The following is a 16,046-nucleotide window of genomic DNA, read 5'->3' as shown; positions in this document are numbered from 1 at the left end:
CCGCCCATACCTTGCGCAAGATCAAAAACCCTTGCGCAAGATCAAAAACCGGCGCGTCGCGGTGCGAAACGCGACAGCAGACAGGGCGGAACACAATCCGCTCAGCGGACCCGGTTGCGGCATCCGGTCGCAGGCCGGGGCGGGTTGATCCAGATCAACGCTCCGCACGCCGGCTGGCGCATGAATAGGCGCATCGACCGGTGACGCAGAAGACACATCCGCTGGCCACTGCGGCCCGGTCCCGCCCATCTCCTCCGCCCGCATTCCGTCGGGCGGGCATTGCCTCGCGCAAGCGTCACACCGACCGTGAACGTGCCCCAGAAAAGGCCACTGCCATGACCAAGTCCGCCATCCTCGGCACCCGGGCGCTGAAAGCCGCCGGTCTCGCCACCGTTCTTGCCGCCGGCACCGTGTTCGGCGCACTCAGCATGGCGGCGCCCGCCGCCGCAGAGGACAAGAGCCCGTGGATGCTGCGCGTGCGCGGTCTGGCCGTGGTGCCGGATGAGAGCGCCTCGATCGATCCGATCGGCGGCGATGTCAGCATCGACAATTCGCTGGTGCCGGAACTCGACATCACCTATTTCGCCACCCAGAACATCGCCTTCGAGCTGATCCTGGGCACCACCCCGCACAAGGTCAGCGCCAAGGGCACGGCCGCGGGCGATGTGGATCTGGGCAAGGTATGGCTGCTGCCGCCCACCCTGACCGCGCAGTATCACTTCCTGCCCGAAGGCAATATCCGGCCCTATGTCGGTGCCGGCATCAACTATACGATCTTCTACAACAAGGACGAGCCCACCGGCATCAACATCAAGTATGACAATGCCTTCGGATTCGCCCTTCAGGCCGGTGTCGATGTGGCGCTGGACGACAACTGGGCGCTGAACCTCGACGTGAAGAAGCTGTTCCTGAACACCGACGCCACCATCAACAACTCGATCAAGGCCGATGTCGACATCGACCCCTGGCTGATCGGCGTGGGTGTCGGCTACCGCTTCTGATCCGGAACGCGCGCGGCCCGCATACAGACAGACCCCGCATACAGACAGAAACGGCGCGTGCCCTGGCAGTTCTCTGCCGGGACACGCGCCGTTTTCCGTTCGCAGGCGTCCAGACGTGTCAGCGCCGCCGGTTCAGGATCGCGTCGCGGACCGGCGACACCGCCGCGGCATGGGCCTCGAAGCCCTCGTAACGGGCAAGGATGCCGGCATGTCGGGCCAGTTCCGGATAGGCCTTCGCGGTCACATATCCAACCGATGACCGCTTCATATAGTCGAACACCGACAGCGGCGAGAAGGTGCGCGCGGCGGCATTGGTCGGCAGCACCGCGTTGGGGCCCAGCACGAAATTGCCCAGCGTCACCGGCGTGCGGTTGCCCAGCAGGATTTCACCGGCATTGACCAGCCGGCCCAGATGCGCGAACGGCTCGTCACCCAGCACCTCAAGATGCTCGGGCGCATAGTCGTTGATGAAGGCATAGGCGGCCTCCAGATCCGGCGCCAGCACCACGCCGCCGCGCGGACCGGTCAGCACCGCGGTCGAAAACGCGGTGCGCTGCGCGCCCATCTTCGCCCAATAGCCATCCAGCGCCGCGATCGCATCCTCGGCCACCTGGCGGCTGGTGGTCACCAGCCAGGCCGAACTGTCGGGGCCGTGCTCGGCCTCGACCAGCAGATCCAGCGCCGCCAGCCGGCCGTCGGCGGTGTCGTCGGCAAAGATGATCGCCTCGCTCGGCCCCGCCGGAATGCCGGGATCGATCACATCCGACAGCAGCCGCTTGGCCGCCACCACCCAGGGGCTGCCTGGACCGACGATCTTCACCGCCCGGCGCACGGTTTCGGTGCCATAGGCCACCGCCGCCACGCCTTGCGCGCCGCCACATTTATAAACCGTCTCAACCCCCGCCAGCCGCGCCGCAACCAGCGTCGCCGCATCGACCTCGCCATCGGGACCGGGGGGCGTGATGATCGAAATCTCGGGCACGCCCGCCACCACAGCCGGCACCGTGGTCATCATCACCACGCTTGGGAACGACCCCTTGCCGCGCGGCACATAGCAGGCCACCGACGGGATCGGCAGAAAGCGGTCGCCGGCGAAGGCGCCGGGCCGGATTTCGTGCAGCCACATCTCTTCGGGCTTCTGGTCCTGATGGAAGCGGCGGATGTTGTCGACCGCATAGCGGATCGCCTCGATCACCTCGGGCTCGACCGCATCGAAGGCGCGGTCGAAGGCGGCCGGCTCCACCTGGATGCGGGCCGGATCGACCGGTGCCTTGTCGAACTCGCGGGCGAAGCGGGCAAGTGCCGCATCGCCTTCGGCGCGCACCGCCTCGATGATCGGCCGGACCTTGTCGAGAAACGGCCCCAGATCACTTTCGGCACGCTTCAGAAGCCCGGCGCGCGCCGCGGCGTCGAGGGTGGACAGATCGTGGAAACTGACGGCGGCCGGCATCGGGCTGGCTCCTTGGACGAGAGAGGGCTATTTGGACCGCAGGAACAGGTCGAGCCCGACCAGCCTGTCGAGCGCGCGGATGGCGAGTGCCGCCACCACGATATAAACCACCGACACCGCTGCCAGGTCGGGCGTGATGACGCTGCGGATCGAGTTGTAGATCAGCACCGGCAGGGTCACGATCCGGGCATCCACCAGCAGCAGGCTGACCAGGAATTCGTTGAAGGCCAGCACGAACATCAGCAGCGCGCCGGTGATCACCCCCGGCATCACCGCCGGCAGGGTGACGGTCAGGAAGGTCTGAACCGGCGGCGCGCCGCAATTGGCGGCGGCGTTCTCAAGATCCGGGTCCAGCCCGTTCACCGATGCGCCCACCGCCCAGATCATGAACGGCAGGTTGATCACCGCGCAGGCCAGCCCCACCGGCCACAACTGGCCCAGAATGCCGACGCGGCCGAACAGCAGCATCATGCCGATGCCCGATGCGATCAGCGGCACCGTGAACGGCAGCAGCAGATAGACCTGCAGGCTGCGGCCGAAGGCGATCCGCCAGCGCGCCAGCGCGATCGCCGCCAGCGTCCCCGCCGGCAGGCTGATCAGCGTGCACACCACCGCCACCCATAGCGAGCGCCAGAACGCCTGCCGCAGCTCATAGGCGCCGACCACCTTTTCATACCAGTGCAGCGACAGCCCGTCGGGCGGGAAGGTCACGATGTTGCCGGCGGTGAAGGATGCGCCCAGCACGATCAGGGTCGGCAGGGCCAGGATCAGCAGATCGAAGCCGACCACCGCCCACAGGATCAGGCGCTTGCCGCGTGGGCTGGTGCTGGCGGCGCTCATTTGCCGGCCCGCCCGCCCAGGCCCAGCGTGCCGGCGCCGGCAATCGCCAGGATCACGCCCACGATGGTGCTGCCGATGAAGGTCAGCACCAGGGCCAGCGCCGCCCCCAGCCCGGCATCGGATATCCGGAAGAAGGCGTCATAGATCGCATTGGCCGCGAAATCATTGGTGCCGCCGCCCAGAATGTTCGGGATGGCGAAATCGGTCAGGGTCAGGGTGAAGACCACCACGCCGGCCGCGATCAGCCCCGGCCGCGCCAGCGGCAGAACCACGGTGGTGAAACCGCGCCACCAGTTGGCGCCAAGCGATGCCGCCGCCATCTCCATCTCCTCGGAAATCGCGGTGATCGCCGGCGCGATCAGCAGCACGGCGAAGGGCAGCATGTACTGCACCAGCCCGAACAGGATCGTCTCATAGGTATAGATCAGCTTCAGCGGTTCGAACCCCAGGGCGGTGATCGCCGCATTCACGATCCCCTTGTTGCCCAGGATGATCAGCCAGCCATAGGCCCGCACCACCTGACCGATGAAGAACGGCAGAAACAGGCCGATCAGCAGCAGCCGGCGCAGCCCCGACGAGGATGTCCGCACCATCACATAGGCATAGGGAAAGGCCAGCAGCAGGGTCGCCGCCGTCACGATCACCCCGGCGACAAGGCTGCGCCGGATGACGGTGGCATAGATCGGCCGGTCGGCAAGCTGGGCATAATTGCCAAGGCTGGCCTCGGCCGCCGGCAGGAATGTGGCGGTATCCAGCACATGCAGGCTGTCGCCGACCATGCCGGCCAGCCCCCAGACCAGCACCGCGACCAGCAGGATGGCGGGCGCCAGGAACAGCGCCGGCACCACGATCTCCGGCCGCTTGGGACGCATGGCGCCCACCACCGCCTCGGCCGCGTCGAGCAGCCGCCATGACAGCGGATAGGCGGTTCTGGATGGTCGGGGCATGACGCGCTGCGGTGTCCTTGCTCACGGTTCACGATAGCGGACGGGCCGGCGGAACTGGTCCGCCGGCCGGCAGGATCAGCCCTGCATGATTTCCTTGAAGGTCTGGAACCATTCCCGCTCATGTTCGACCAGCACCGGGGTCGGCACGCTGATCAGCCGGGCGAAATCCTCGTCCGTGGTCGGATAGGCCGGATCGCCCGCCAGATCGGCCGGCGGGGTCAGGCCGGGCTGAACGCCGGGCAGGCCCAGCTTTTCGGTCCAGGCCTGCTGGGCGCCCTTGGAAATCGCATGGTTCACATACTGCTTCGCCCAGTAGGCCTCGTTCTCGGGCAGGCCCTTCGGAATCCACAGCGCGTCGGTATCGACCTTGGCGCCTTCCTGCGGCACCGTCCAGGCGACCGGAATCCCGTTCTGCTTCGCCTCGCGGGCGTTGGAGATGATCGTGCAGGCCACGTCGATCTCGCCCTGCTGGAACCAGTTGGTGAAGTCCGGATCCTCGCCCAGCAGCGGCTGCTGCGCCTTCAGCTTGCGGATGAAGTCCCAGGCCGGGGCCATGTTGCCCGGAATGTCCGAGACCTTGCCGCCGCCCGCCACCTGCGCCGAGGGATGGAAGCCGATGCCGTCGTTATACAGCGCCACCCGGCCCTTGAACCGCGGCTCCAGCATCACGTTCCAGCTCTTGGGCGCGCCATCGGGGAAGGCTTCGGTGCGATAGGCCAGGACATAGACATAGGAATAGGTGTTGACGATCGGCCAGCCCTCCAGCCCCTTCGGGCGTGCCACCGGCAGAAGCTGCGACAGGTTCGACAGATCCGACAGATCCAGGGTCACGCCGCGCAGCGCCGATTTGGTGGCGTTGGTCGAGGTGTCCCAGTTGACATGGATCGGCGGCACCCGGTTCTGCGCCACCGCCGCCCAGATCTTGGGCTGGATCTCGTTGTCTTCCGTCAGATCGTGGCGGACACGGATGCCGGTCGCTTCGGTGAAGCTCTGCGACACGCCCTGATCCAGCGCATCGACCCAGACCCCGCCCCAGGCGCGGACGATGATCTCGGCCGGCCTGGCCGGCTCGGCCGCAAAGGCGCGGCGGCCGATCAGCATCGTCGGCGTCCCCGCCAGCGCGGCACCGGCCGCGGCGATCATGCCACCCTTCAGAACCTGCCGGCGGCTGGCGCCCCGGATCTCGTCGTCATGCATCGACATGGCCCCCTGTCTCCTTGTCCCGTCTGGATGGCCGGCGGTCTGCCGCCGGTTCTGCTGATGCGTTGCCGCAGATGATGGGGTCGATCTGATCCGGCCGCGCGCGCCGCGCGCTCACCGCGGCCAGACCAGCAGGTCACGCGCGGTCCAGCCCAGATAGACCGGCTGGCCCACGCCCCAGGCCCGGTGTGCCGCCGGATCGTGGTCGAACACCCTGAGCACGGCATTGCCCAGTGCCGGCACCTTGGCCGCATAGACCGATCGCTCGCCTTCGAAGATCGCCTCAACCACCGTCGCCGAAACGATGATGTCCAGCGCTCCCGGCCCGTCGACCTCCAGCACATCGGCATCATCGGTGATCCGAAGCTGTTCGGCGCGGATCGCCGCGGTGATCGGCTGGCCGGCGGCAATGGGATCGCCGCCCGCCGGCGTCGCCGGACATTCCAGGGTGCCGAAGGCCGCGACTGTGCCACCATCGACCGCCGCGCGACCGTCGAGCAGATTGGCGACACCGATGAAGCCGGCGACGAAGGGGTTGGCCGGGCGGCGATAGGTTTCCACCGGCCCGGCGATCTGCTGGGCGCGGCCGCCATCCATCACCATGATCTCGTCCGACATCACCAGCGCCTCGCGCTGGTCATGGGTGACGTTGATGGTGGTGACGCCAAGCTCGCGCTGAATGCGGCGGAACTCCAGTTGCATCTCCTCGCGCAGTTTCTTGTCCAGCGCCGCCAGCGGTTCATCCAGAAGCAGCAGGTCGGGCTCGAACACCAGCGCGCGGGCGATCGCCACCCGCTGCTGCTGACCGCCCGACAATTCATGGATGCGCCGCCGGCCGAAGCCGCCCAGCCGCACCAGATCCAGATAGCGCTCCACCCGATCGGGGATGGTGCGGGCATCGGCGCGGCGCATGCGCAGGGGATAGGCCACATTCTCGGCCGCGGTCATGTGCGGGAACAGCGCCAGTTTCTGAAACACCATCCCAATCGATCGGCGATGCGGCGGTTCCGACGACACCGGCCGGCCGTTCAGCACGATTTCGCCACCGGTGGGTGTCAGGAAGCCGGCGATCATCCGCAACAGCGTGGTCTTGCCCGAACCGCTGGGGCCAAGGATGGTCAGGAACCGGCCGCGTGCCAGATCGAACGACACCGCATCCACGGCCAAGGTGCCGTCGAAGCTGCGGCTGACCCCGTCGACGCGCACCATGGCCGGCGCGGCCGCTGCATCTGCGGGCATCGTTCAAGACCTCCGGGGATTCTTGTGAAAAGGCGCCGCCTCGCGCGGTTGCGGCCAGTCCAACGGATTGCAGGAAAACTGTCAAGATGACCCGGAACCACAGCCGGGCGGCCATGGTGACAGCAGACATCCGCATGGTTTCCGTCAGGGTGTCACCGCATCCAGCATAGTGGAGAGCGCGTCGCTCTGTCCCGCCACCGGCTCGGCGCCCATCGCGATGGCGATGCCAAGCCCGATCGCCGAGGCCGCCGGACCGTGATGCCCGCCGTCCGCAGCCCCCGCATCCGGTCCGGCCCGCAGGTTCATCACCAGGGTCGGACAGCAGAACAGGGCAAGCTTCACCACCCGCCGCCAGTCTTCCACCAGCGCGCCGCGATCCGCCAGCGCCCGCAGCAGCGGCCGCCACAGATGATCGCGCTTGGCCTCAAGAAAGCCCTGCCGAAGATCCGACAGGCGGTGGTCATGGCTGACGGTGATGCCGCGTCCGTCGGCATCGAGTTCGGCCCGCACACCATACAAGGTCTCGGCCAGCGCCGCGTCGTACAGCCAGAACGGATGGGCGAAGATGTTGTGAAACGTCGCCTTCACCTCGGCCAGCAGCGCCGGCATGTGCCGCCCGGCAAAGGCCGGATCGAAGAAGCTCAGCCGGTCCGCCACGCCGCCCTCGCCATCCTCCCCGGCCCCCGTTCCCGCCTCGAACCAGACATTGGCGTTATGGGCATCGCCATGGGCCGTGACCCCGGCGCCCGCGAAGCGCGAGGGCACCAGGCGGGCGCGGGCCTCGTCGAACAGCGCGCCGAGCGGCCGGTCATAGGTGACGCCGCCGACCGTCCAGCGCAGATCCCGCATCTGATACCACGACAGGGTCAGGTCGGGGGCGGCGGCACGCCCGCCCAGATGGAAGATCCGGCCCTCGTAGAACCGCGCCATCCGACCACCCGCCCGGTCGGGCGCATCGCGGTCGACCAGCCGGTCGTGAAACAGCCGGTGCAGCGGCTCGGCGGCGGCCTCTTCGGCGGTGATGTCATGCAGGCTGGCGAGATAGCGCGCGGCGACGATCCGGTCGGTTGCCGCCTGTGCGGCGATCAGCCGCCCGGCCGTCACCGGCGCCGGCCCCTCAAGCCCGCGCTCCGCCGCTTCGACAGCGCGCGCCAGATCGGCCAGCCGGGGCTGGTCGCGGCGGGCATAGATCAGGATCTGCCGGCCGACCTCGCCACAGGCGACAACCGGCCGGTCGACCGGGAAGCCGGCCTCGGCCAGCAGTTCGGCGCGGTAATATTCGCCGACCGTCTCGGCCTCATCCTCTTCCTGATGGAATTTAAAGAAGAAGGCCCGGCCATCCTCGGCATCGATGAAGCCATTGACCGAATTCAGGCTATAGCCATCGCGGTTGATCGCCACGCGCGCCGGCACGAATCCCGCCACCTCGGCCACCAGGCCGGCAATCACCGCCTCGGCCTCGGCGATCCGCCCGGCGCGGGCCAGATCACGGGCCAGCGCCGTCGGTGTGCTGGCCATCGGTGTCGTGGTGGCGGTGGTCATCAGGGGGGCGCCTTCTGTCGACAGACAACATGCGAAGGCCCGAGTGATAGCGCATCCTGGCGTGCCGATCACGCCAAAGCCATCAACTGCTGCTGCCGCGCACATCCAGAATGCGGTCGATCAACCCCCAGTCCAGGGCCTCCTGCGCGGTCATGAAGCGGTCGCGGTCGAGCGCGCGCTCGACCTCGTCGAGGCTGCGCCCGCAATGGCGGGCATAGAGCCGGCTGATATGCTGCTTGGTCCGCTCCATTTCCCGGGCATGGATCAGGATGTCGGATGCCTGGCCCTGATAGCCGCCCAGCGGCTGGTGGACATGCAGATTGGCATTGGGCAAGGCCGCGCGCTGGCCCGGTTCCCCCGCCATCAGCAGGAACGAGCCCATCGACCGCGCGGTGCCCATGCACACCGTGTGCACCGGCGAGCGGATATATTGCATCGTGTCGTACATGGCGAAGCCGCTGGTGACCACACCGCCGGGCGAGTTGATGTACAGAAAGATCGGCTTGTCGGGGTTCTCCGCCTCAAGGAACAGCAATTGCGCGCAGACCAGCGCCGAGACCGTGTCGTTGACCTCGCCGTTCAGGAAGATGATCCGCTCGCGCAGCAGCCGCGAGAAGATGTCATAGGAGCGTTCCCCCCGATCGGATCGTTCGATCACCATCGGGACGAGTTGCATCGTGTCGGGCATGGCCGATGTCCTGCTATCCGGCGCCGGGATGCGGCTGGTGTGGGGGCATCATCAGGCCGCGCGCATCTGCTCGCGGCGGTTGTGGTTCGCCGGGCACGGCCGTGCTTCGCCGGCACCGGTCAGCCCGTGAACGATCCTCAGCCGGGTGCCGCCATCGGCATTGGGCCGCAGTTGGAACGTCACCACGCTTTCAAGAAACGGCGGCGCGGCCTCGCGCAGCCGATAGCCCACCTGCCGGCCGGGCTCGGACGATACCGGCCTTTCATCGGCCAGATCCCGCGCCGGCAACCATGCCTCGCGGAATGCGGGCTGGCTGATCGCCCGCCAGACCCGGTCGGGCGGTGCGTCGAGGTCGTATTCCAGTGTCAGATGCGGCGGCCCCAGATCTCCGGGGGCGCCATCGGCTTCGGTGTCGCTCATTGATCCATGTCCTTCAGCAGCGCGGTCAACGCCTCGACCCGCGCCGGCCAATACGCCCGGTATTTCGCCAGCCAGCCGGCCATCTGCGCCAACCCCGCCGGGTCGACCTCGTAATTCACGAAGCGCCCCTGACGATGCTCACGCACCAGGCCTGCCTTGCGCAGCACCGCCAGATGCTGCGACATCGCGGGCTGGCTGATCGTCATGCCGTCGCGCAGGCGGCTGGCATTCATGGCACCGCCCGCCAGCTTCTCGAAGATCGCGCAGCGGGTCGGGTCGGCCAGGGCCTTGAAGATATCGGGCGGTGTGGCCACGCCATCCGCCCCGGAGGGGTTGGTCTCGATCATGATTTATACATAAGCACAGGCTTATGTGTCAGGCAAGACCGTGATCGCAGCCTCGGCCCCGGCCGGCCGTTCCAGCATGCGGATATGGCTTTCCAGCAGGGCCACGGCGCGCACCGCATCGCGGCGCTTCACCGCGTTGAAGATCTGGCGATGGGCATGGTTCGATCCGGGCTGCCAGCCGGCCGAGCGATGGACCGCGAAGATGATCCGGGCACTGGCCAGTTGCAGATCGTCAATCATCGCCAGCAGACGCGGCATCCGGCAGGGAGCGGCGAGTTCGCGGTGGAACGACTGATTGGCGCGTTCCCAGTCGGCCATGGTGCGGGCCGCTTCGCCGGCGACCAGCGCCCGTTCGATCCGCTCGAACGCGGGGGCGTTCATCAACGGCGTGGCCACCTTCAGGGCCAGCGGTTCCAGCCGGGCGCGGATCTCGACGATTTCCATCATCGATGTCGGGTCCAGCGGCGCCACCCGCATGCCCCGGCGGGGCTCCGCCACCGCCAGCCCCTGGGCCTTCAGGCGCTGGAATGCCTCGCGCACCGGCACATGGCTCGCCTCGAAATCTTCCGCGATCCGGTCCTGCCGCAAGGCCGTGCCCGGCGCCAGCTCGCCACTGACAATACGGGCGCTCAACACCCGCGCGATCCGCTCTGCAATCGTTTCAGCCATGATCACTTATAGATAATCTATGAAGAATCCGGATGCCTCGCCGGAAATCCTTCGCAATACTGACACCAGGGCCAGATCATTTATAGATTATCTATAATAATATGGAGGACGCAATGCCGGATCCGACCCCCCGCTGGAGCCGTGACGCCGCGCGCGATGTTCACGACGCGCCGTTCAACGATCTGCTGTTCCGCGCCCAGACCGTGCATCGGGCGCAGTTCGATCCGAACCGGGTGCAGTTGTCGACGCTGCTCAACATCAAGACCGGCGGCTGTGCCGAGGATTGCGGCTATTGCAGCCAGTCCGCCCATCACGCCACCGGGCTGAAGGCCGGCCGGCTGATGGCGGTGGAACGAGTGATCGACGAGGCGCGCCGGGCCAGGGCCGGCGGCGCCACGCGTTATTGCATGGGCGCCGCCTGGCGCGAGCCCAAGGATCGCGACATGGACATGCTGGTGGCGATGGTCGATGGCGTCAAAGCGCTGGGGCTTGAGACCTGCATGACGCTGGGCATGCTGAGCGGCGATCAGGCCGGCCGGCTGGCCGCCGCCGGGCTCGATTTCTACAACCACAATCTCGACACCTCCGAGCGCTTCTACCCGCAGGTCGTGAGCACCCGCGGCTATGGCGACCGGCTGGAAACGCTCGACCGGGCCCGGGCCGCCGGCATCAAGGTCTGCGCCGGCGGCATTCTGGGCCTGGGGGAGAGCATCGACGACCGTATCGACATGCTGGTGACCCTGGCCAACCTGCCCGAGCCGCCGGAAAGCGTGCCGATCAATCTGCTGATCCCGATGCCCGGCACGCCGCTCGCCGATGCGCCGCCGGTCGATCCGATCGCCTTCGTGCGGGTGGTGGCGACCGCCCGTATCCTGATGCCCGCATCCCATGTCCGGTTGACGGCGGGGCGCACGGCGATGACCGACGAGATGCAGGCATTGTGCTTTCTCGCCGGCGCCAATTCGATCTTCATCGGCGACCGGCTGCTGACCGCCGCCAATCCCGGCGAGGATCGCGACGGGCAGTTGCTGCGCCGCCTGGGCCTGACAGCCGAGGCTTCGGCCTGACAGCGCCCGGTCGGCCCCCGCTGGTTGGCCCCCACTGATTGGCCCCACTGATTGGCATGAGCCACGCCGGAGCATTGATACAAGACCGCGCAAGGCCGATCATCGTCTGCCATCGCCACCGTCAGGATCCCAGACCGATGCCCCATACCCTGCCCACCGATGTCCTCGCCCGGTTCTCCCTTGCCGGCCGCAAGGCGCTGGTCACCGGCGCCAGTCGCGGCATCGGCCGAGCCCTGGCCCTGGGGCTGGCTCAGGCCGGGGCGGCGGTTGCCGTGTCGGGCCGCGACCTCACCGCCATCGAACGGGTAGTGGCCCGGATCATCGGCGCCGGCGGTGCCGCGGTGGCAGCCCCCTTCGACGTCGCCGACACATCTGTGGCGCAGGCCGGCATCGCCCATGCCGCCGAACGTCTGGGCGGGCTGGATATCCTGGTCAACAATGCCGGCATCGAGCAGGTCTGCCCGTCGCTGGATGTCGACGAGGCCTTGTGGAACCGCATCCACGACACCAATCTGAAGGGCGCCTTCTTCTGCGCCCAGGCGGCCGGCCGGATCATGGCGCCCGCGGGTGGCGGCGCCATCGTCAACATCTGCTCGCTGACATCCGAGGTCGGCGTGCCGACGGCGGCGGCCTATGGTGCCTCGAAAAGCGGCCTGCTGGGGCTGACCCGCACGCTTGCCACCGAATGGGCCCCGCATGGCATCCGGGTCAACGGCATCGGCCCCGGCTATTTCCGCACCGACATGACAGACGTGTTCTTCAACGACCCCGGCTGGCGACAGGCGATGCTCGCCCGCATTCCCGCCGGCCGGTTCGGCGCGGTCGACGACCTGCTCGGTGCCGCCATCTTTCTGGCGTCGCCCGCCGCCGCCTATATCACCGGCACCCTGCTCTATGTCGATGGCGGTTATATGGCCTCTGTCTGAGGGGCCGGTCGGCGCCTGGCCCACCCGGTCACCATTGACGACAACGGCGCGATCAATCTATTTTACAGGATGATTATAATTTAAACGCCATCGTCCGTCACGGCCGATACCGGATCAGGAGGGCAGGAGCATCATGACCGCCAAAGCCGCACTCGTCACCGGCGTCGGCCCCGGCACCGGGCTCGCCACCGTCCGCCGCTTTGTCGAAGGCGGCTTCAGGGTGGCGATGATCGCCCGTGATGCCGAGCGGCTGAACGCCATCGCGACCGAGGTTCCCGGCACCCTCGCCTGCCCGGCCGACGTCACCGATACCGCCGCCTTCATGGCGGCGACCGACCGGGCCGAAGCCTGGGCCGGCGCGCCGGAGGTGGTGGTGCACAATGCCGTCGGCGGCGCCTTCGGCAGCTTCATGACCATTGATCCGGCGGTGCTGGCGCGAAACTTCGACGTCAACGTCATGGCTCTGATGCATCTGGCCCGCCGGGTCTCGCCGGCCATGGTCACCGCCGGGCGCGGCGCGATCCTGGTCACCGGCAATACCTCGGCCCTGCGCGGGCGGGCGAATTTCGCGGGATTCGCCCCGACCAAGGCAGCCCAGAGGATACTGGCCGAGGCGATCGCCCGCGACCTGGGCCCCCAAGGCGTGCATGTCGCCTATCTGGTGATCGACGCGGTGATCGACTCGGCCCGCGCCCGCGCCCGCGATCCCGATGCACCCGACGATTTTTTCATCCAGCCTGCCGACATCGCCGCCGAGCTCTGGCATCTCGCGCATCAGCCGAAAAGCGCCTGGTCGTTTCTGACCGAAGTGCGGCCGTTCCGCGAAACCTGGTGATCAAGCGCCGGGCGGCAGCCGACCGGCGCCATGGGCCCGGCTCAGATCCACCGGCGGACCCGGCGGCGATAGGCCGCGTATTCGGCCCCGAACCGCCGCGCCATCCGCTGCTCTTCGGGCCTGATGGCCCAGATGTCGGCCACCACCACATAGACCACCACCGGCAACAGGGCGGCGGCGACGTTGAAGATCAGCGCCGCCCCCAGCAGCAGTAACGCGAAGCCCAGACACACCGGGTTGCGACTGTGGCCGAAGATACCGTCGGCGATCAGAACGTCCGGCTCGCGGTCGCGGGTCTCGTCGATCCGCCGCAAGCGGCGGTTCACCGCCAGTGGTATCATCAACCCTGCCATCAGCGGCACCAGCCCGATGAACTGCCAGGGCGGCGGCAACAGCCGACCCTCGGGCCATAACCGCGACAGCACCCCCATCGCCGCCAGCAACGCGACGACCAGAACCGCCAGGGCCAGCCGGCCCGACCGCCTGACGCGTCGCTCCCCATCCCGCCCCGGCGGCCCCGGGCCCGCCTGGGCCCCTGCGGCCGGCGGCGTCATGGTTGTGCGCTCACCCGCACCGGCACCGATTTGGCCGCCGGCGTCTTGCTGCCCTCGGCATAGTGCGACAGCGGGATCAGGGCGTTGCATTCAGGGTAATAGGCGCCGCAGCAGCCATGGGGAATGTTGTATTCCACGATGGTGAAGCCATCCATCCGGCGGCTGACGCCGTCATCGGCAACTGTGGTCAGCGTGGCCATGCCACCCCTGGTCAAGCCCAGTCGGATGATGTCGTCGGCATTCATCATCAGCACCATCCGGCTGCCATGGATGCCGCGAAACCGATCGTCATAACCATAGACGGTGGTGTTGAACTGGTCGTTGGAGCGCAGGGTCAGCAGCCGCATCACCGCCGGATCGTCATCGGCATCAAAGCTGGCGTTCAGGCTGGACGGGCATTTGAAATTGGCCCGGCCGGTATCGGTGTTCCAGCGCCGCTCGCGCGCCGCCAGCGGCCGGGGAAAACCGCCGGGCGTGCCCATCCGCCGGTTCATGTCCTTGAAATCCTCAGGGAAGGTTTCCTCGATGGCGTCGCGGATGCGGCCGTAATCGGCCACCCAGTCGTCCCACGGCACACGAGAATTGGATGGCAGCGTCGCCTTGGCCAGTTCCGCCACGATCTTCGGTTCCGACAGCAGATGCGGGCCCGCCGGCGGCGCCACCCCGCGTGAGGCGTGGATACAGGCGGTGCTGTCCTCCATGGTCACGATCTGTGGGCCGGTCGCCTGTTCGTCGACCTCCAGCCGCCCCAGGCAGGGCAGAACATAGGTGGTCTCGGCGGTGATCAGATGGCTGCGGTTCAGCTTGGTCGCCACATGCACCGCCAGCTTCAGCCGGCGCCAGGCCGGTTCCATCCGCGCGCGATCGGGGATGGCGCGCACGAAATTGCCGCCCAGACCGATGAAGGCGTCGACCGTGCCGGCGATGATCCCCTCGCAGGCCTCCACCGTGTTCAGACCCTTGTTGCGGGGCGGCTCGAAATGATACTGCGCCGCCAGCCGGTCCAGCGGCACCAGATGCGGCTCGTCGGCGATGCCCACCGTGCGTTGGCCCTGGACATTCGAATGGCCGCGCACCGGCAGGATACCGGCGCCGTGCCGGCCGATATTGCCGCGCAGCAGCAACAGGTTGATCAGCATCTGGATGCTGTCGACGCCGCGCCGGTGCTGGGTCAGCCCCATGCCATAGATCGCGATCACCCGCCGGGCGTTGAGATAGGTGGTCGCCGCCGCCTCGATCGCCTGACGGCTGAGGCCCGAGGCCCGCTCGATCTCGTCCCATCGGCTGGCGCGAACCCGGCTGATGAAATCCTCGAAGCCGTGGGTGTGTTCCTGGATGAAGTCCACGTCCAGCACCCGCGGGGCCCCGGCTTCCCTGGCCTCGTCATCGCGATCGACCAGCACCTTGCACATCCCCATCAGCACCGCGATGTCGCCGCCGGCCCGTACCTGATGATATTGCGAGGCGAGGTCGGTGGGCTCGCGGGTGATCATCTCACCCGGCGCCTGTGGATTGATGAAGGTTTCCCAGCCGCGTTCACGCAAAGGATTGAACACCACGATCGGCACGCCGCGTTCGGCCGCGCGCTGCAGCGGATGCAGCATGCGCGGCGCGTTGCTGCCGACATTCTGCCCGAAAGACAGGATGCAGTCGGTCGCATCGAATTCGTCGAGCCGTACCGTGCCGACCGGCACGCCGATGCTCTCGGGCAGTGCCTTCGAGGTGGTCTCGTGGCACATGTTCGAACTGTCGGGCAGATTGTTGGTGCCATAGAGCCGCGCGAATAGCTGATACATATACGAAGTCTCAAGCGAGGCACGGCCCGAGGCATAGAACACCACCCGGTCGGGTTCGAACGCCTTCAGTCGCGCGCCGATATCGTCGAACGCCTCCTTCCACGACACCACCACATAGGTGTCGGTCGGGGCGTGATAGCGCATCGGCCGGGTCAGCCGGCCCTCGGCCTCCAGCGCGTGATCCGACCAGCCCAGCAGGTCGCTGACCGTGTGATCGGCAAAGAAGCCGGTTTCGACCCGGTCTGTGGTCAGTTCCCAGAAGGTTGCCTTGGCGCCGTTCTCGCAGAACTCGAAGCTGTGCGGTTCCGCCGGCTTCGCCCAGGCGCAGCTCACGCACATGAAGCCACCGGGCTTGTTCTGCTTCGGCAGCACCGGCACCGCGCGGCTCCAGCTATGGGCATTGGTCGCGTGCCGGAACAGGGACCGTACCGAACCCCAGCCGCCCGCCGGCTGGTCATGGGGCTCGAAGCGAAGATCGCGTGCCATGGCAGATCGGTGTCCTCTGGTGGAGCGTTGTCAGGGAAG

The 16,046-nt window shown here is 67.4% G+C and carries 16 protein-coding genes; 4 read left to right on the top strand and 12 right to left on the bottom strand.

Translation table 11 applies throughout. The annotated features are described in order from the left end of the window. Positions 1-335: 335 nt before the first annotated feature. The gene (locus tag WG924_RS26590) at positions 336-1,001 is read left to right on the top strand and encodes an OmpW/AlkL family protein (RefSeq protein ID WP_345936058.1); all 666 of its coding nucleotides are present in this window, start codon (positions 336-338) and stop codon (positions 999-1,001) included. A 118-nt stretch (positions 1,002-1,119) separates the two neighbouring features. Here the strand turns inward: WG924_RS26590 and hisD are convergent, their stop codons facing one another. From hisD to WG924_RS26540, 10 genes are all read right to left on the bottom strand, one after another. After that, the gene (gene hisD / locus WG924_RS26585) at positions 1,120-2,451 is read right to left on the bottom strand and encodes a histidinol dehydrogenase (RefSeq protein ID WP_345936057.1); all 1,332 of its coding nucleotides are present in this window, start codon (positions 2,449-2,451) and stop codon (positions 1,120-1,122) included. Between the two features lie 27 nt (positions 2,452-2,478). Then, positions 2,479-3,291 (bottom strand): ABC transporter permease, encoded by an 813-nt coding sequence (locus WG924_RS26580; protein ID WP_345936056.1) that lies wholly within the window; start codon positions 3,289-3,291, stop codon positions 2,479-2,481. Continuing rightward, positions 3,288-4,238, bottom strand: a complete 951-nt coding sequence (locus tag WG924_RS26575; protein ID WP_188578621.1) for an ABC transporter permease — start codon at positions 4,236-4,238, stop codon at positions 3,288-3,290. Before WG924_RS26575 ends, WG924_RS26580 begins: the two co-directional genes overlap by 4 nt. A 75-nt stretch (positions 4,239-4,313) precedes the next feature. After that, positions 4,314-5,435: an ABC transporter substrate-binding protein gene (locus WG924_RS26570; protein WP_372045130.1), complete on the bottom strand. Its 1,122-nt coding sequence runs from the start codon at positions 5,433-5,435 to the stop codon at positions 4,314-4,316. A gap of 117 nt (positions 5,436-5,552) precedes the next feature. After that, the gene (locus WG924_RS26565) at positions 5,553-6,647 is read right to left on the bottom strand and encodes an ABC transporter ATP-binding protein (protein ID WP_345936077.1); all 1,095 of its coding nucleotides are present in this window, start codon (positions 6,645-6,647) and stop codon (positions 5,553-5,555) included. Positions 6,648-6,821: 174 nt separating this feature from the next. Next, entirely contained in the window at positions 6,822-8,219 is a 1,398-nt protein-coding gene (locus WG924_RS26560; RefSeq protein ID WP_345936054.1) for a hypothetical protein, read from the bottom strand. Between the two features lie 82 nt (positions 8,220-8,301). After that, positions 8,302-8,907: an ATP-dependent Clp protease proteolytic subunit gene (locus WG924_RS26555; RefSeq protein WP_345936053.1), complete on the bottom strand. Its 606-nt coding sequence runs from the start codon at positions 8,905-8,907 to the stop codon at positions 8,302-8,304. 51 nt (positions 8,908-8,958) lie between these two features. Further along, on the bottom strand, positions 8,959-9,327 hold the full coding sequence (locus tag WG924_RS26550; RefSeq protein WP_345936052.1) for an SRPBCC family protein: 369 nt from the start codon (positions 9,325-9,327) through the stop codon (positions 8,959-8,961). Then, a complete protein-coding gene (locus tag WG924_RS26545) occupies positions 9,324-9,674 on the bottom strand; it encodes an ArsR/SmtB family transcription factor (RefSeq protein ID WP_345936051.1) in 351 nt (116 codons plus the stop codon). The genes WG924_RS26550 and WG924_RS26545 overlap by 4 nt, the downstream gene beginning before the upstream one ends. A gap of 21 nt (positions 9,675-9,695) precedes the next feature. Next, positions 9,696-10,343, bottom strand: coding sequence for a GntR family transcriptional regulator (locus WG924_RS26540; protein WP_345936050.1), 648 nt, complete (start codon positions 10,341-10,343; stop codon positions 9,696-9,698). 113 nt (positions 10,344-10,456) lie between these two features. On the opposite strand from WG924_RS26540, the gene bioB reads away from it, so the two are divergent. The 3 genes from bioB to WG924_RS26525 all read left to right on the top strand — a co-directional run bounded on the left by bioB (position 10,457) and on the right by WG924_RS26525 (position 13,171). Then, on the top strand, positions 10,457-11,410 hold the full coding sequence (gene bioB, locus WG924_RS26535; protein WP_345936049.1) for a biotin synthase BioB: 954 nt from the start codon (positions 10,457-10,459) through the stop codon (positions 11,408-11,410). Positions 11,411-11,547: 137 nt separating this feature from the next. Beyond that, entirely contained in the window at positions 11,548-12,336 is a 789-nt protein-coding gene (locus tag WG924_RS26530; protein ID WP_345936048.1) for a glucose 1-dehydrogenase, read from the top strand. Positions 12,337-12,469: 133 nt separating this feature from the next. Next, a complete protein-coding gene (locus tag WG924_RS26525; RefSeq protein WP_345936047.1) occupies positions 12,470-13,171 on the top strand; it encodes an SDR family NAD(P)-dependent oxidoreductase in 702 nt (233 codons plus the stop codon). A 41-nt stretch (positions 13,172-13,212) separates the two neighbouring features. Here WG924_RS26525 and WG924_RS26520 read toward each other — a convergent pair whose 3' ends face one another. Both WG924_RS26520 and WG924_RS26515 read right to left on the bottom strand, forming a co-directional pair. Beyond that, positions 13,213-13,725: a methyltransferase gene (locus WG924_RS26520; protein WP_345936046.1), complete on the bottom strand. Its 513-nt coding sequence runs from the start codon at positions 13,723-13,725 to the stop codon at positions 13,213-13,215. After that, on the bottom strand, positions 13,722-16,007 hold the full coding sequence (locus WG924_RS26515) for an FdhF/YdeP family oxidoreductase (protein ID WP_345936045.1): 2,286 nt from the start codon (positions 16,005-16,007) through the stop codon (positions 13,722-13,724). The genes WG924_RS26520 and WG924_RS26515 overlap by 4 nt, the downstream gene beginning before the upstream one ends. Positions 16,008-16,046: the final 39 nt, after the last annotated feature.

Origin of the sequence: Tistrella arctica, assembly GCF_039630945.1 — a bacterium.
Classification (GTDB): Bacteria; Pseudomonadota; Alphaproteobacteria; order Tistrellales; family Tistrellaceae; genus Tistrella; species Tistrella bauzanensis.
The sequence above is the reverse complement of the archived record's forward strand: the minus strand, read 5'-3'. Positions and strand labels throughout refer to the sequence as shown.

Excerpts from the sequence above, each read along its gene's own strand:
- WG924_RS26590 (WP_345936058.1), top strand. The coding sequence starts at position 336 with ATGACCAAGTCCGCCATCCTCGGCACCCGGGCGCTGAAAGCCGCCGGT.
- WG924_RS26520 (WP_345936046.1), bottom strand. The coding sequence starts at position 13,725 with ATGACGCCGCCGGCCGCAGGGGCCCAGGCGGGCCCGGGGCCGCCGGGG.
- WG924_RS26530 (WP_345936048.1), top strand. The coding sequence starts at position 11,548 with ATGCCCCATACCCTGCCCACCGATGTCCTCGCCCGGTTCTCCCTTGCC.
- WG924_RS26550 (WP_345936052.1), bottom strand. The coding sequence starts at position 9,327 with ATGAGCGACACCGAAGCCGATGGCGCCCCCGGAGATCTGGGGCCGCCG.
- WG924_RS26565 (WP_345936077.1), bottom strand. The coding sequence starts at position 6,647 with ATGGTGCGCGTCGACGGGGTCAGCCGCAGCTTCGACGGCACCTTGGCC.
- WG924_RS26575 (WP_188578621.1), bottom strand. The coding sequence starts at position 4,238 with ATGCCCCGACCATCCAGAACCGCCTATCCGCTGTCATGGCGGCTGCTC.
- WG924_RS26540 (WP_345936050.1), bottom strand. The coding sequence starts at position 10,343 with ATGGCTGAAACGATTGCAGAGCGGATCGCGCGGGTGTTGAGCGCCCGT.
- WG924_RS26570 (WP_372045130.1), bottom strand. The coding sequence starts at position 5,435 with ATGCATGACGACGAGATCCGGGGCGCCAGCCGCCGGCAGGTTCTGAAG.
- hisD (WP_345936057.1), bottom strand. The coding sequence starts at position 2,451 with ATGCCGGCCGCCGTCAGTTTCCACGATCTGTCCACCCTCGACGCCGCG.
- WG924_RS26560 (WP_345936054.1), bottom strand. The coding sequence starts at position 8,219 with ATGACCACCGCCACCACGACACCGATGGCCAGCACACCGACGGCGCTG.
- WG924_RS26525 (WP_345936047.1), top strand. The coding sequence starts at position 12,470 with ATGACCGCCAAAGCCGCACTCGTCACCGGCGTCGGCCCCGGCACCGGG.
- WG924_RS26580 (WP_345936056.1), bottom strand. The coding sequence starts at position 3,291 with ATGAGCGCCGCCAGCACCAGCCCACGCGGCAAGCGCCTGATCCTGTGG.
- WG924_RS26555 (WP_345936053.1), bottom strand. The coding sequence starts at position 8,907 with ATGCCCGACACGATGCAACTCGTCCCGATGGTGATCGAACGATCCGAT.
- WG924_RS26515 (WP_345936045.1), bottom strand. The coding sequence starts at position 16,007 with ATGGCACGCGATCTTCGCTTCGAGCCCCATGACCAGCCGGCGGGCGGC.
- WG924_RS26545 (WP_345936051.1), bottom strand. The coding sequence starts at position 9,674 with ATGATCGAGACCAACCCCTCCGGGGCGGATGGCGTGGCCACACCGCCC.
- bioB (WP_345936049.1), top strand. The coding sequence starts at position 10,457 with ATGCCGGATCCGACCCCCCGCTGGAGCCGTGACGCCGCGCGCGATGTT.